General features: G+C 42.5%; 13 protein-coding genes. 4 read left to right on the top strand and 9 right to left on the bottom strand.

What is annotated here, in order from left to right:
• Positions 1–135: 135 nt before the first annotated feature.
• The gene (locus FHW88_RS05715; RefSeq protein ID WP_176623810.1) at positions 136–327 is read left to right on the top strand and encodes a hypothetical protein; all 192 of its coding nucleotides are present in this window, start codon (positions 136–138) and stop codon (positions 325–327) included.
• A 33-nt stretch (positions 328–360) separates the two neighbouring features.
• Here the strand turns inward: FHW88_RS05715 and FHW88_RS05710 are convergent, their stop codons facing one another.
• The 8 genes from FHW88_RS05710 to FHW88_RS05675 all read right to left on the bottom strand — a co-directional run bounded on the left by FHW88_RS05710 (position 361) and on the right by FHW88_RS05675 (position 8,588).
• On the bottom strand, positions 361–1,344 hold the full coding sequence (locus tag FHW88_RS05710; protein ID WP_176623808.1) for a cytochrome C: 984 nt from the start codon (positions 1,342–1,344) through the stop codon (positions 361–363).
• A gap of 90 nt (positions 1,345–1,434) precedes the next feature.
• Positions 1,435–2,157, bottom strand: a complete 723-nt coding sequence (locus FHW88_RS05705) for a head GIN domain-containing protein (RefSeq protein WP_090524528.1) — start codon at positions 2,155–2,157, stop codon at positions 1,435–1,437.
• A 116-nt stretch (positions 2,158–2,273) separates the two neighbouring features.
• Positions 2,274–2,882, bottom strand: a complete 609-nt coding sequence (locus tag FHW88_RS05700) for a GIN domain-containing protein (protein ID WP_176623806.1) — start codon at positions 2,880–2,882, stop codon at positions 2,274–2,276.
• A gap of 337 nt (positions 2,883–3,219) precedes the next feature.
• On the bottom strand, positions 3,220–3,684 hold the full coding sequence (locus FHW88_RS05695) for an SRPBCC family protein (RefSeq protein WP_176623804.1): 465 nt from the start codon (positions 3,682–3,684) through the stop codon (positions 3,220–3,222).
• Positions 3,665–4,006, bottom strand: coding sequence for an ArsR/SmtB family transcription factor (locus tag FHW88_RS05690; protein WP_176623802.1), 342 nt, complete (start codon positions 4,004–4,006; stop codon positions 3,665–3,667). Before FHW88_RS05690 ends, FHW88_RS05695 begins: the two co-directional genes overlap by 20 nt.
• A gap of 428 nt (positions 4,007–4,434) precedes the next feature.
• Positions 4,435–5,034: a GIN domain-containing protein gene (locus FHW88_RS05685; protein ID WP_176623800.1), complete on the bottom strand. Its 600-nt coding sequence runs from the start codon at positions 5,032–5,034 to the stop codon at positions 4,435–4,437.
• Positions 5,035–5,402: 368 nt separating this feature from the next.
• Positions 5,403–7,298 (bottom strand): ATP-dependent DNA helicase RecQ, encoded by a 1,896-nt coding sequence (locus FHW88_RS05680; RefSeq protein WP_176623798.1) that lies wholly within the window; start codon positions 7,296–7,298, stop codon positions 5,403–5,405.
• Between the two features lie 153 nt (positions 7,299–7,451).
• Positions 7,452–8,588, bottom strand: coding sequence for an alpha/beta hydrolase (locus tag FHW88_RS05675; protein WP_176623796.1), 1,137 nt, complete (start codon positions 8,586–8,588; stop codon positions 7,452–7,454).
• A 350-nt stretch (positions 8,589–8,938) separates the two neighbouring features.
• Between FHW88_RS05675 and FHW88_RS05670 the strand changes: the two genes are divergently transcribed.
• From FHW88_RS05670 to FHW88_RS05660, 3 genes are all read left to right on the top strand, one after another.
• Positions 8,939–11,962, top strand: coding sequence for a SusC/RagA family TonB-linked outer membrane protein (locus FHW88_RS05670; protein ID WP_176623794.1), 3,024 nt, complete (start codon positions 8,939–8,941; stop codon positions 11,960–11,962).
• Between the two features lie 32 nt (positions 11,963–11,994).
• The gene (locus FHW88_RS05665) at positions 11,995–13,584 is read left to right on the top strand and encodes a RagB/SusD family nutrient uptake outer membrane protein (protein WP_176623792.1); all 1,590 of its coding nucleotides are present in this window, start codon (positions 11,995–11,997) and stop codon (positions 13,582–13,584) included.
• 73 nt (positions 13,585–13,657) lie between these two features.
• A complete protein-coding gene (locus FHW88_RS05660) occupies positions 13,658–14,734 on the top strand; it encodes a SusE domain-containing protein (protein WP_176623790.1) in 1,077 nt (358 codons plus the stop codon).
• 272 nt (positions 14,735–15,006) lie between these two features.
• Here the strand turns inward: FHW88_RS05660 and FHW88_RS05655 are convergent, their stop codons facing one another.
• Positions 15,007–16,293: a citrate synthase gene (locus FHW88_RS05655; protein WP_176623788.1), complete on the bottom strand. Its 1,287-nt coding sequence runs from the start codon at positions 16,291–16,293 to the stop codon at positions 15,007–15,009.
• Positions 16,294–16,405: the final 112 nt, after the last annotated feature.

Genomic DNA, 16,405 nt, shown 5'->3' with positions numbered 1-16,405 from the left:
TTGATTTTATATTGTTTTCAAGGAAAATGAAGCAGCTTTTAAACGGGTTGAACGGCAAGGCAACATGATAACAGCATAAATATTTGTCTGAACCTGTGTTTGTCTGAACCAGAATTAAACAATTTTTTAAAGTTGATGAAAACATTGAACTTGCATATCATTTCTGGTACATTCTTTAATTCAATAAATTCGGGTTCAGACAATAATATGGGCGTTGCCTGCGGCCCGGGCTTTACGCTGCAAGTCCTTGCCTTTCTTGCCCGCAATCCAACACTCGCTGCGGGCTTTACGCTTCAATCCCTAACGCGGCTAACGCACTATCCGTAAAACCGGGCGTTAAACCCAACCAACCTCTAATCTCTATTTCCAATTCCTTTCAAATTTTACAACATGGTTACTGATGGGCTTTATTGTTTTCAAATAAGCATAAATTGCTTCCAGATCGGACACTTTCATGCTGCCATATCTCCACCACGGCATAATGGTTTGAAATTCGCCCGGTTTTACCGGTGTCGGCTGCATTTTACCATTGGCAAATTGAGTAAAGCGGCTTACAAATTGCTCTTTTGTCCAGCTGCCAATGCCTGTTTCCTTATCGGGCGTAATATTGGCCGAAAACACTTTGCTTCCACCGGGTACTATATAACCCTGTCCGCCGGCAAAAGCCATTGCCTCATTCAATTTACCTTTATCTGATTGTGTGTGGCACTCTTTACAGGCCGCTGCATTTAATAAATAAGCTCCATATTTTACCGTATCTGCCGGATTGGGGATATTACCCAACGCAGCCTTTTGCGGCATGGTATGCACAATAACATTCAGCGGAAAATCGAGCTGGTGGCCCGGATAATTTTTGCCGCTGGGTTTTAATGCACGTATATATGCAATGATGGAATAAAGATCTTCCCTATCCATTTTTGCATAATAAGGCCATGGCATTATCGGAAATATAGCCGACCCATCTTTTTTAACACCAGTGGTCATTGCCCTGAAGATCTCACCGTCTGTCCACCCACTCAAATTTAACGGGGTAATGTTAGGTGAATAAACAGTACCGGGGAAACCTGCTGAAGCATCAAATTTTTCACCGCCGGCACCGGAAACTGTAGAATCTGAAGGGCCCGCAAATTTATCCCAACTACGGGTAGAATGACAATCCAGACAAACCGTTACATTATTGGCCAGATACTTACCGCGGGCAATGCGTTGTGGCGTAGCATCAACTTTAATAGCTTCGGGTTGGCCCACATTGGGCAATGCCAGGGTTATGTAGGAGATGCCGGCAACAGCGACAAGAACAAGCGCTATAATTGCATAGGCCGTCCATTTTAAAAACTTTTTCATTCAAATTTTTAATAGTGATAGGTTATAGAATCAAAAAAAGCCGCGAATTAGTTATATCCCCGGCCTCTTCGCTAATTATTATAAGGTCGGTCAGTCAACTTTTTTGATAGATGAGGCTCCCGATTTATCGTTGTTTACAGTAGATGGCGAGCCTTTATATTGAATTTCGGAAGCACCACTGGTATGTACATTCAGTGTTTTAAGCACATTGATTTTGCAATGTCCAATGCCCGATGTTTCGATATCATAGTCACCAACAACAAAATCAAAGGCATCTACTTTACCGGCTCCGCTCAGGTCAATTTTGTGTGATGCGGCCTGGCCTGTAAGATGTACTTCTGTGGCGCCACTGCCATCGGTTGAAACATTGGCCGCGTTAAGGTCAAGTGTTACTTTAGTAGCACCTGAAAGATCAAGCTTGAAATCTTTAGCGTTGAGCTTGCCGTCAGAATTAACTTCAACCGCGCCCGAAGCTTTAATTTCTTCAAGGTTTTTCACGCCGATGTTGATCACCATATCACCGGGATCGCAGAAATTCTTTTTTGATTTAATATGTAATACACCACCTTCAACCGAAGTTGAAATATATTTGAGCAGGTTATCATCAGCTTTGATATCGATAGTTAACGAACTATCCTGTTTCAGGTGTACTTTAAACGCGCCCGAGATCTCAACTTTTTTAAAGTCTTCAGCTTTGCGTTTCTCTGTAGTCTGGTTTCCCGAACCATGTACGCATCTGTAATTACATGATGATAATATGGCTGTAGTTATTAACGCGCCTGCTATAGTGAAGGTAAAAAGGTATTTTTTCATAGTATGGTTGTTATGACGCCGGTTGGCAGTTTAGTGTTACATCAAAATTAAAAAAAGCTATCACATTTTGAGTGATAGCTTTTGAATATATAATAGACTTTTAAGAAAGTGAACTATTAAAGACCTGCAAATTCGTTTTCAACGGTGTATTTAGCAGGGGCATTGGTTACCTTATCGGTAAAGTTTGCTGCTGCAAAAGCGTTGTTATTTACAAATGATTCGCGGGTATGGTTCAGAGTGTAAACATCGGCAGTACCGGTAAACTCGGCTTTAGCTTTGTCATTAACGTTTACTGTGGCAGCGTAAGCTTCAACATTTAATTTAGCAGATGCATTGTTGTAAAGGTTAACGTTAAGCTCAAGGGCTGCAAGTTTTCCGAATGATTTAACTTCGGCATTGTCATAAGCATTGATGGCTTTCAAATCATTTGCAGTTACCCAAACTACCAGTTTTTCGTTTTTGTACGAGGTGATACGTAGGGTACCGTTGTTGTTTTGTACCAATGCGCTCTCTGAATAATACTTGTTATAAACTTTAACATTGTCATTCTGCCCTGCTGATACATATACCTCAACATTGCCGCGAACTTCGATCTTGCTGATCTTGCTTACGTTGTTTAAAACTACGGCTGCGCCGTTATCTTTTTTGGTTGCTGCGTTAGCTGCAGTTGATACTCCAAGTGCTAAAACTAAAGAGGCTGCGATTGTTAATATTGTAGTTTTCATGATGATTAATATTTTGATTGTCAATTATTTGTGTTCCTATTTCATTTAATACACAGATAAGACGCCCCCATTTTTAAAACGTTACAGCGGTTTCGGGCAAATTAGATGTACACCGGGTTTTAGTCGGCGAACGGGGGATTTATATCGGTAAACAGCGGAAGAATTTTTGATTATAAATGTGCAGATTTCAGATGTGCAGATGAAAAGTGATGACGGCAATGCTATTAATGCCATTCGAAACCTCTTTAATTGGGGCTGCTATAAACGCACAAAGCGTTATTGTTCAATAACGCTTTATACATTAACAAAAGAAGATCTATGTGACCTTCGATAGAGTTTATCCCTTCCTCACATCTTTTAAATACAGGTTTAACTTTTCGATGTTTTGCTTTAAGCCTTCATCAGCTTTAAATGTTTTTACTACCTGTACAAACTGCTCATGCGTTTCAAAAAGCATGTGCCAGCTCAGGAAAGTTTGCTCTCCCCGTTCGTCAAACTCAATGGTTGCAACAAATTTTGGACTGCTGACATGCTCGTATACTATCTTTTTAAGCGGAATGACCTCTCTAAAAACGCTCTTATTTTTATAATCGGTACCATCCGGGCCATGCATCACTAAATCCCACTCCCCTCCCTGTTTAATCTCCATTTTACTAATGGTATTGGTGAAGCCGTTGGGCCCCCACCACTGGGCAATATGTTCGGGTTGGGTCCAAACTTCCCATACCAGCTCAACCGGGGCGTCCAATGTTCTTGTCAAGCGCAATTCGCGATCTGTAGTGCTACTTTGATTGTTTTCCATTTCTTTCATTTTTTAGGTTTACTACATATTTCTCAAGGTTATCCAATTTATTTTCCCAATGCTGGCGATACTGATCAACCCAAACTGATATTTCACTAAGCTGATCGAGCCGGGCCTCGCAGACCCTATCGCGACCCTGTTGTTTAACATTAATCAAACCGCAATCGGCCAGGATCTGGATATGCAGTGAAATTGCCTGGCGTGTAACATCAAAGTTTGCAGCTATCGCATTCACGTTATGCGGCTGTGCAGCAATCATATTGATGATCGCTCTTCGGGTGGGGTCGGCTATCGCCTGGTAAACATCTCGTCTGGCTTTCATAATTGCGCAAGTAAGTACTTGCAAATATAAATGCAAGCATTTACTTGCGCAAGTATTTTTTGAAAATAGTTTTATGCCATAAAAAACAAAAAACGCCGCCAACCTATTAAAGGCAACGACGCTCCAGAAAACAATTTGAGGTCAGTTCAAATTACCATGGCAGTTCATCGCCAAAGGCTGAACGAGGCAGAGCAGAAAGACTTTGTTGAGATCAACAATAAAGGTGTTGCAGATGGCGAATATCGCCTGAAATAAACGCTGCAGATTATTGAAACAAGTTCAACATAACAATAACTTTTTAGTTATCTTATTGGTAATAATAGTAAAGCATCTTTTAACACGCGCTCGTTTGCAACGCAAAAGCACGCAAAAAAGCCGCCCCTTTCGGAGCGGCTACACTATATATAATTGACTCAAAAAAATGGCGCTTATAAAGTTGCAAAGTCATCGACCCTCGGCCTGGTTTCTTTATTCAAAGTTTCGGTGGCGTGGGCATATGCTAAACCATTGCTGTTTACATTTGATGTTGCGTTGCGGGTTAGGCTGTACTCGTTGGTGTTACCTTTAAGCTCGGCTTTTGCATTACCGCTTAGGGTGATGCTCGCGCTGTAAGTATCCAGGCTAAGATTTGCAGATGCATTGTTGTTCAATTTAACATCAAGCTCGATACCTGAAAGGCAACCGAATGATTTGATCTCGGCATTATCATAGGCGTTAATGGCGCTTAATTGGTTTGCAGTTACCCAAACTACCAATTTTTCGGCTTTATATGATGAGATGCGCAATACGCCTTTTTGTGACTGAACCAGAGCGTTTTCAGAATAGTAACGGTTGTAAACTTTCACCTGGTCGGTCGGGCCGCTTGATATATAAAGTTCAACATTGCCGTAAACTTCAATTTTGTTGATTTTGCTGATGTCGGTTAAAATGATGCCTGCATCAGTTTTAGCAGTATTTGCAGATGCGATGTTTGCGAAGCCAAGTACCATAAACAGTACGGTAGCGATGGCGGTTAATGTAGTTTTCATGGTATTAATATTTTGATTGTCAAGTGATTATTATTTTATTTCATTGAATACATACATATGACGATCTCAAATAAAAAACGTTACAGCAGGCTTGGGCTAATTAGCTGTAGGGCAGGTTTTTGTCGGTAAAGGGGTGATTTTTCCCGGTGAAATGGGGTGGAGAATTTGAGGGAAAGAAAGATAAATTAGATCGAAGCACGACACAATTAAAAATGGGGTCATGCTGAGGCACTCGAAGCATCGTGGGCAGGCCTCTGCGCGCGACCCTTCGACAGGCTCAGGGTGACAGGCCCCTTTTTTATATTGTTATTTCTCCTTTAGAGTTTCTGGGCATGGTGGACGGGTGAAAACCCTTGTTATACAACCTATCAACTCAAATAATAAGCCTCGCCATCGGTTTTAATCTTCCCTGCATCGAGCAGCAGGCGTACGGCCTCCATTTTTTCTTTTTCGGTACCGATGTTGATCCCGGTTATCAGTCCGCCGATATCGGGGTTGCTAATGCTGAGCAATTGTACTATTTCGGTGGTGATGTTGTCGAAAATTTCGTCTTGATTTACCCTGCGTTTTTCCTCAAGGCAAACATCGCAGATCCCGCATTTACGGCCATTTGGTTCATCAAAATAAGCCAGCAACATTTGGCTCCGGCAGCGTTTATGAATAGCGTAGGCAAAAACAGCTTCCATTTTTTGACGGTACACTTCTTTGCGCTGCTCTATATATTTCCTGTCGATAATGAGGTGGCTTCCCTGTACCCGTGGTTTTAAATAGGTAACCTGGGGTTTATCAGTTTGTTGCATATAGCTAAGCAATCCATACTGCTGCAATTGCAACATCCCTTCAATAACCTGCTGAACGCTTAAACCTGTTCGCCTTGCGATATCAAACTCCTTTATACGCACATAATTTTCAAAAGCCCCCCCGTATGAGCGCAGCAGGGTTTTGATAAAAGGGTCCCAGCCGGCGTTCTGGATCTGGAAGTTGTATAGTTGCTCGTTAACTACCTCAAACTGAAAACGCGAGGGTAAAAATACGCTTTCGTTAAAAGCAAGGTATTCGTCACGCTCTAAAAACTTAAGGGCGTTGAGCGTTTTAATAGCATCGAGCTTGAAGCGGCTGCAAAATTCGCCAAGGTCGAGATCAAAGCTTAAACCCTCGCCGGCCTCATAAGCTACCTGGTAGTAATTGGCCAGGCTATGGTACACCTGCTTAATCTCCTCAACCGATGGAAAATTAAGCTCATACATCTTTTCCTGTTTCAGCTTATCGGCAGGGTTATATAGCAGTACGCCAAAAGCTTTATTACCATCGCGGCCGCCCCGGCCGGCTTCCTGATAATAGGCTTCTAAACTTTCGGGAATATCCTTGTGGATCACAAACCGTACATCCGGTTTATCTATCCCCATACCAAAAGCATTGGTAGCTACGATCACCCGTACCCGGTTATTTTTCCAGGCCTCCTGCTTTTCGGCGCGCTGGTCAACAGTCAGGCCTGCGTTGTAATAATCGGCCCTTATACCGTTATCCGTCAGGAACTTCGCTATCTCAAAAGTTTCCTTCCTGCTCCGTACATATACAATGCCGCTTCCCTTGACACCGCGTACGATATTGAGCATTTTACGAAACTTATCTTCCTCATGCTGTACCACGTAGCTGATATTGCGCCGCTCAAAACTTTGCTGGTAAACTACCGGATTTTTGAATTTCAGCTTTTCTTGAATATCGGCCTTAACATCGGCGGTAGCTGTTGCTGTAAGCGCAAGCACGGGCACGTTGGGATGCAGCTCCCGCAGATCGGCAATATGCAGGTACGGCGGCCTGAAATCATAACCCCATTGCGAAATACAATGCGCTTCATCTACAGCGAAGAGGTTTACTTTCATGTACTTCACCCGCTCGCGCACCAATTCGCTCAGCAGGCGCTCGGGCGACAGGTACAGGAACTTTACCGAACCATAAATGCAATTATCCAGCGCCAGGTCCATCTCACGGCGACCCATTCCCGATACTATGGATATCGCGTTGATGCCTTTGGCCCGAAGGTTTTCAACCTGGTCTTTCATGAGCGCAATAAGCGGCGACACCACTATACAGATCCCCTCTTTAGCCAACGCCGGCACCTGGAAACAAACTGATTTACCGCCGCCGGTAGGCAACAGCGCCAAAGTATCATTTCCTAATAAAACAGACTGGATGATCTCGGCCTGCATGGGCCTGAAGGTGTCATGGTTCCAGTATTGTTTTAATATTTCTTCGATGGTCATGGGGTGTAATTTAGTCCGAAAGTCGGAGGTCCGCAAATTTAGTCCGAAAGTCGGGAAGTCCGTAAGTCCGAAAGATCATTAAAGCTTTTTCGATAATTGCCTTTGCAGACTCACGGACTTCCCGACTTACGGACTTCAGACTTTCCGACTCCTTCAAAACTCCATCAACCATTTATAAAACCCAGGCCAGTCGCCGTTCCATTGCTTTTCATTGTGGGATGCGCCTTTGATTACAGTAACGGGGGCGTTTTCGGGTTTTACCCCTCTTGATTTCAGCAAATTGGCCATTTTTTGCATATCGGCTACCATACTGGCGCTTTCTGCATCGCCGCAAACGAAATAAAAACGGCTATTTTTATTTATTGCAGCCTGTTGTGCCTGGTCATAAATTTGCGGCGCTATCCAGAATGCGGGCGAAAATACCCCTGCATTTCCAAACACCCCGGGGTATTTAAGCGCGGCATACATCGAGATAAGTCCGCCCATGGAGCTGCCCGCAATTGTTGTGTGCGCGGCATCAGTTTGGGTACGGTAATGAGCATCAATATATGGCTTAAGCTCTTTAATCAAAAATTGAACATAATCGTCTCCCCTGCCTTCACCATATTTTGAATTATACGGGTCATACTCGGTTATGCGGTACTCGCCTCCATGATCGATACCTACTATGATGCTTTCCTGTTGAACAGGTATCCTATCCATGAGCTCATCAATCCCCCATTCGCCATAGCTTGAGGTGTATTCATCAAAAAGGTTTTGCCCATCGTGCATGTAAATTACCGGGTATTTCTTTTTGTCTGCCTCATAACCTGCCGGTAAATAGATCCAAACCCTCCGCTGTCTGCCTAATTGCGGCATCTCAAATTGTTCGCTGATTACATGCACCCTCTCTGTAGCTGTGTGCTTCTTTTCAGGCTGTGCAAAATTATCCTGCCAGCCAGCTATATCAAGCCGAACAGTTGTATCACCTTGTATCTTGAGAGTTCTGTTTTCGATGGCTTTGCCTGTGGCGTCACATTCTACTGTATTCCAGTTGCCGCGGGTTACTTTAAAATGGATAATGCCGGCAGGTAATTCCTTGTTTAAGGTATAATTTCCCTTGTTGTTTTTAACAAGTTCCCAGGTCTTATCGGCAGGGTTCCAGCCATTAAAATTACCTGCCAAAAAAAGGCGGTCCGACGGGCTTTTCAGGGCTGCAATTTTGCCGATAAAAAAGGAGATTTTCACCTGGCTAAAAAGCAAAAAATTTTGGCCAAAAATCAAAAACGCGCAGAAAATTATTTTTTTCATCATCATAAAAAGCTAAAAACCGGGAACGTTGCCGGGAACGTTCCCGGAATTGAGTTGCATAAAAGTAAAATCACCTATTGTGTACACCTGACACTTACTTATTTCACAAATATGCGTTTAAATCTAAATTTCGCACAAAAACAATAATTTTTCCCCACTACTTTAATAAATTTCAATATTTCGTCAAAGTTAAAAAAGACTTAATTAAACGCTTTAAAATTATCTTTTATATAAAATTTGCAATTGATATTTGTAAATGTAAATTAGTCGCATGCTGTTTCGGCCACAATAATAAACCAATTATAGACGGCAAAATAAGCCTTTTTTTATTCATAAAAATCAATAAGTAAATGAGAAAAAATTACTCAAAAAAGTATGTTCTTCTTTGTGCTTTCCTGATGATGTCATTCATGGCATTTTCACAAACCGGGAGTATTAAAGGAAAGGTATCTGACGAAACCAACCAGCCCCTCCCCGGTGCTACGGTTACTGTCGATGGTACCACTATTGGTTCAACTACCGACCCTAATGGTAACTACGCCATTAACAATGTTAAAGCCGGTACTTACACCCTAAGTGTAAAATTTATCGGTTATATTACCATCAAAAAAACAGTAACCGTTAATGGCGCAACCGTCGAAAACTTCAGCCTCGCTCCCGAAAGCAAAAGCCTTAACGAGGTAGTGGTTATAGGTTACGGTACCCAGCGTAAAAAAGATCTTTCAGGCTCTATCACCAATGTAACCGCTAAAGATTTTCAAAAAGGCGTTATTACCACCCCCGAGCAATTAATTGCCGGTAAGGTTGCAGGTGTATCCGTAATATCAAACAGTGGTGCGCCTGGTGCAGGTAGCAAGATCCGTATTCGCGGTGGTGCTTCCTTATCTGCCAGCAACGACCCGCTTATTGTTATTGATGGTGTGCCGTTGGATAACGCCCGCAACGCCGACGGTACTTCAAAAATATCCGGTGTTGCCGACCCTTTAAGTCTAATAAACCCTAATGACATCGAGTCGTTTTCAGTATTAAAAGATGCATCAGCTACCGCCATTTATGGTAATAGGGCATCAAACGGCGTAATTTTGATTACAACCAAAAAAGGTAAAAAGGGAAAACCAACCGTCGATTTCAGTTCGCAATTTTCTGTATCCAAATTGGGCAAGGAAGTTAGTGTTTTAAGTGCCGATCAATTGCGTGACTATGTTAAAGCTAATGGCACAACCGCTCAACAAGCTTTATTGGGTACAGCAAATACCGACTGGCAAAAACAAATATATCAAACCGCACAAACCACCGATAACAATATCAGCGTATCTGGTGCTACTAAAGTATTGCCATACCGTGTTTCGGCAGGGTACCTTAACCAGGAAGGTATCTTAAAAACCGGCTCATTGAGGCGTTTTACCGGTGCTATTAATTTAAGCCCAAGCTTTTTTACTGATCACCTTAAAGTTAATTTAAACGTTAAAGGCGCAAATGTAAAACAAAGGTTTGCCAATCAGGACGCTATTGGCTCGGCAGTTAGCTTTAATCCTACCCTTCCGGTATATTCGGGTAATAACCGTTTTGGCGGATACTATGAGTGGCTTGACCCATCTTCGGTTAACGGCCTTAAATCACTCGCGCCTTTAAACCCGCTTGGTTTATTGGAACAACGCGATGATAAAAGTAATGTTTACCGCAGCATCGGCAACTTAACCTTAGATTATAAATTCCACTTTCTTCCTGAGCTGCATGCTAACGTGAACCTTGGTTATGACGTATCAAACGGTCGTGGCACTGTGTTTGTAAACGATAGCGCTGCATCTGGCTATAAAAGATATAAAGATGCCGCCGGGGTTTTCCATGGCGGTACAAACACTCAATACAAACAATTGCAGTCAAATAAAATATTTGAAGGCTATTTGAGCTATGCTAAAGATATAAAAGACATTAAAAGCCATATTGATGCGGTAGCAGGTTATTCATACCAGGATTTCAAAACTACAACCTACAATTTTCCTGATGTGACTGCTGATGGTACAATTGTATCAAAACCAGTTTATCCTTTCGATAAACCCGAAAACCGGCTGATATCAGTTTATGGCCGTGTAAATTATATTTATGACGATAAATACATTTTAACAGGTACAGTAAGAAGGGACGGATCATCAAAGTTTGCACCAGACAGAAGATATGGTACCTTTCCATCCGCGGCCTTTGCATGGAAAATGATCCAGGAAGATTTTCTTAAAGGATCAAAAGTTTTATCTGACCTGAAATTGCGCTTAGGTTATGGTAAAACAGGCCAGCAGGATATCGGCGAGAATTATAGCTATATATCATATTACAACCTCAGCAACAATACCGCTCAGTACCAGTTAGGCGATAAATTTTATAACTTGTACCGCCCGGGTGGCTATTATCCTAACAGAACCTGGGAAGAAACCACATCCGCCAACGTTGGTTTTGACTTTGGCTTTGCCGACAACCGTATAACCGGTACTATTGATTACTATCACAGAAAAACCACCAATCTGCTAAACAAGATCTCGCAACCGGCCGGTTCAAATTTCTCGAACGAAATTGTTGCTAATATTGGCGACGCTACCAGCAGCGGTGTTGAATTTAATATCAATGCGGATATTATCAGGAGTACCGACCTTACCTGGAGCATAGGCCTTAACGCTACTTATAACCAAAACAAAATCACCAAACTTACTATAGCGCCAGATCCAAGCTATGCAGGCAGCCCTACCGGCGGCATTTCGGGCGGAACCGGTCAAAACATCCAGATCAATTCGGTTAACTATCCACGCTACTCATTTTATGTATACCAACAGGTTTATGGTGCCGACGGCAAACCGCTTGATGGCGTATTTGTTGACCGTAACGGCGATGGCGTAATAAACGATCAGGACTTATATCATTACAAAAGCCCTGACCCTAAAGGCTATTTCGGTTTAACATCAAACGTAAACTACAAAAAATGGTCAGCTGGTTTTACTGCAAGAGCAAGTGTTGGCAATTACGCGTATAACAACGTGTTTTCAAGCACCGGCACCCAAAGAAGCATCATTAACCCTATCGGTGTTATAAACAATGGATCAACCAATGTACTGCAAAGCGGTTTGACCGGAAACAGTGATAAAAATGTGCTGTCAGATTACTATATCCAAAACGCTTCATTTATCCGCATGGACAATATAAACGTAGGTTACAATTTTGGTAAAGTATTTAAAAATACCGGGAACTTAAGATTAAGCGCTAACGTGCAAAATGTGTTTGTAATTACTAAATATAAAGGTGTTGACCCTGAAATAGGAACAGGTATCGATAACAACCTGTATCCGCGGCCACGTACCTATGTTTTAGGGCTTAATTTATCACTATAACCTTATAGCTGATCATTTTAAAAGAAATCAACATGAAAAAAAATTCAATAAAACTTATATTAATCGGCGGCCTGATAGCCGCAGGTTCAGTATCATGCAATAAAAAGCTTGACCTGATCCCTACAAACGACCTGACATCGGCACAGGTATATAATTCTCCGGAAGGTTACAAGCAGGCATTTGCCAAAGTATATGCCGCATATGCATTAACAGGCAATTCAGGTCCTGCTGGTAATGGCGATGTTCAGGGTATTGACGAAGGAACATCCGATTTTTACCGTTTGATGTGGTGCGCGGAAGAACTACCCACTGACGAAGCTGTTGTTGGATGGGGCGACCCTGGTCTGCCCGACTTCCACAATATGTCCTGGTCATCAAGCAACCTGTTCCTGAAAGGTATTTATTACAGAGCAGTTTACCAGATAACCTTGGCTAACGATTTTATTCGTCAGTCAACAGACGCTAACCTGAGCAGCAGGGGCATTTCAGGAGCTGATGCCACCAACATCAAAATGTATGCCGCTGAGGCGCGTTTCTTAAGGGCTTATCAGTATTCGGTATTAATGGACCTTTTTGCAAATCCTCCGTTTGTTACCGAAAATGATGCCCTTGGATCAACCTTACCAAAACAAATAACCCGCAAAGACCTATTTAATTATATTGAAAGTGAGCTCAAAGCGATTGACGGAACTTTAGCAAAACCCCGGACCAACGAATATGGCCGTGCCGACCAGGCTGCCGAGTGGGCATTGCTGGCCAGGATTTACCTAAATGCCGAAGTTTATACCGGCACTGCACGTTATGCTGACGCTATCACTTACTCAAAGAAAGTTATTGAAAACGGCGGTTACAAATTGATCAGTGATTATACTAAACTGATGCGCGCCGACAATAACGTAAATACAGATGAGTTTATCTTAACCATTAACTACGATGGCTTGCGCACGCAAAGCTACGGCGGTGCTACCTTTATGACCCACGCGCCTGTTGGCGGCTCAATGCCGGCGGCTGATTATGGTATTAGCGGTGGATGGGCCGGTTTGCGTACCACCAAAGCTTTGGTAAACCTGTTTCCAAATGGTGCTTCAAGTGCCGATAAACGTGCCCAGTTTTATACCAACGGGCAAAACCTTGAAATTTCAGATATCAGCACCTTTACAGATGGATATGCTATTTCAAAATTCAAAAATGTGAAAATTGCCGATGGCAAACCGGGTTCAAGCCTTGAGTATGCTGATATGGACCTTCCTATTTTCAGGCTTGCAGAACAATACCTGATATATGCCGAAGCAACAACAAGGGGCGGCACAGGCGGCGACATGGGCCTTGCTGTAAGTTATATCAATAAGCTGCGTGAAAGGGCCTATGGCAATGCAAGCGGCAATGTAACCAGCATCACAACAGACCAGATCCTTGATGAAAGGGGCCGCGAACTTTATTGGGAAGGCTTCCGCCGTACGGATTTGATCAGGTACAAAAAGTTTGTTGAGGCCACTTACCTGTGGCCGTTTAAAGGAGGCGTTAAAGGAGGGAAAGGCGTTGAAAGCTACCGCAGTATTTATCCGTTACCAACAAGTGATGTTGCTGCCAACCCTAACCTAAAACAAAACGCAGGCTATTAAAAAATATGCGGGAGGCGCAGAGAGTATCCACCCTCCCGTTAACGATATTTCAAATTCAATTTCAGAAAAAAACATGAAAAAATCATTTACGAAATTCCTGGCCCTGGGCGGTATTGCCGTGATGATGCTGGCATCCTGTAAAAAGGACGAAACAAAGGTCGTAGCCGATCCATCAAAAGCTAAAGGATCATTTACTGCAAGTACAACAACCCCAGCCTTGAGCAAAGCAAATCTTGATGGCGAAGCAGTTGCCTTCACCATCAAATCTCCCGATTATGGATTTAAAGCTGCAGTATCAAACAGTATTCAATTTAGTACCACTGACGATTTCTCAAGCCCAAAAGAGGTTTCCATAGATTTGAAGGCGACTTCAAAAGCTTTCAATGTGCTTGACTTTAACAACATTTTGCTGGGAATGAACCTGCCAACCGGCGTTTCAACAACGGTAAAGGCAAGGTTAAAAACACAATTTTCAGGTTCGGTAGTTACTCCTACCTACTCAAACGTAATTTCGCTTACAGTAACACCTTTCCCATTAACCTCATTTATTTACCTCGCTGGCGCCTATGAAGATTGGGCCGTACCCAGTGCTAATGTTGACAGCCTGTTATCGGCCACAAGTAACGGCATTTATACAGGCGTTATTAATTTCCCTGCCGGTAAACTTGATTTTAAAGTATTGCCAACCAAGAAAAACTATGATGGCAACTATGGTTCGGACGGGCCGGGCAAAATAACTCAGGGAACCGGCAATCCGCCAAATATTAGCGCTCCCGCTGCCGGCTTAACCTGGGTAACTGTTGATATGAATGCTAAAACAATAAGCTTTGAAGCCGTAAAATATTATTACAGCCTTATTGGCAGTGCCACTCCGGGTGTTGCATGGAATACCGATACTGACCTTAAATACGATAACGGAAACCAGGTTTGGCAAACTACTGTTGCCTTAACTGCGGGAGAGTTTAAAGTACGTCGTAACCATGACTGGGGTACAAGCTATGGCATTCCAAAGGTAGGTGCTGACGGTGCTACACTTGCGTCATCTGACAACGACAATATCCCTGTAACAGTTGCAGGCACTTACCATGTTACCTTCGCGTTAAACGCTGCTGATAATACAAAAGCTGCCTACACCTTAGTAAAGAAATAACAGAGTTGATTGATTTATATATGTTGGGCCCCACACGGTGAAAACCTGCGGGGCTTCTTTTTGACCGTTGATCTTTAATGATTACGCTAATTTTGTTGATGTTAATTCAGGAATGAGCATGAAAAGCCATCGACGAAATCATAAAAATCAACTCTTAAAATAAACAGCCAAAATCAACGGTAAAAAAGCGATGAGGTCATCCCCCATCGCTTCCTTATTTAAGTAATTTTTTTCTTCTATGAACTATGATCCATAACCCATGAACCAAAAAATTACCGTTTTGCTATCTCCACATACTCTTTAGAGGTGGCGCCAACGTAAATCTGGCGCGGACGACCGATAGGTTCTTTGTTTTCTTTCATTTCTTTCCATTGAGCAATCCATCCCGGTAAACGGCCAAGGGCAAACAGTACAGTGAACATATCAGTTGGGAAGCCTAAGGCGCGGTAAATGATACCGGAGTAAAAATCAACGTTAGGATAAAGTTTACGCTCAACAAAGTAAGGATCTTTCAGGGCAACCTCTTCCAGTTTTTTGGCTATTTCCAGTACCTCGTCATTAACTCCCAGCTTTTCTAAAATATCGTCGCAGGCTTTTTTAATGATCCTTGCACGGGGATCAAAGTTTTTATAAACGCGGTGACCAAAACCCATTAAACGGAAAGGATCGTTTTTGTCTTTAGCCTTGGCAATCCATTTATCAGTATCGCCACCATCTTCTTTGATCTTCTCCAGCATTTCAATTACAGCCTGGTTGGCGCCGCCATGTAGCGGTCCCCAAAGCGCTGAAATGCCTGCAGATACCGAAGCATAAATATTAGAATCGGACGAACCTACTATGCGAACGGTAGAAGCAGAACAGTTTTGCTCATGATCGGCATGTAAAATCAACAGCTTGTTCATAGCGTCGATAACCACCGGATCGATCTCCACCTCCTCTGTACGCTGACCAAAAGTCATGTGCAGGAAGTTGGTAACGTAATCGTATTTATTTTGAGGATAGATAACAGGGTGCCCTAACGATTTTTTATAGATCCATGAAACCACGGTAGCCATTTTTGCAAGCATTTTAATAATGCTTTGGTTAAGCTCTTCGGTGGTTTGGGATGGCTTTAATGATTCGGGATAAAAAGCCGATAATGCAGATACCAATGACGACAGCTGCCCCATCGGGTGCGATTTTGACGGAAAGCCATCAAAAAACTTTTTCATGTCCTCATGCACCAAAGTATGGCGGCTTAGCTCGTACTGGAATGATTTTAGCTTTTCGGCAGATGGCAGCTCGCCATAGATCAGCAAATAAGCAACTTCAATAAATGATGATTTTTCGGCTAATTGCTCAATTGGATAACCACGATATTTAAGTATTCCCTGCTCGCCATCTAAAAAAGTAATGGCGCTTTTGGTAGCGCCTGTATTTTTGTACCCGATATCAAGGGTTACATAACCGGTTTGATCGCGAAGCTTAGAAATATCGATTGCCTTTTCACCTTCAGTGCCCTCAATTACAGGGAGCTCAAATGTTTTATCACCAATTTTTAGTTGTGCTGTTTCCGCCATAGAAATTTGTATCTGCAACAAATGTAAATAAATCTGCGTATTAATAACCGCTAATATAATTTACTGTTTGTAAAAATTTTCGGCCAAATTTATTATTTTACAACCTGTATTT

This window comes from Mucilaginibacter sp. SG538B (assembly GCF_013376065.1).
GTDB lineage: Bacteria > Bacteroidota > Bacteroidia > Sphingobacteriales > Sphingobacteriaceae > Mucilaginibacter > Mucilaginibacter rubeus.
This window is presented reverse-complemented; position numbering and strand designations above follow the sequence as displayed.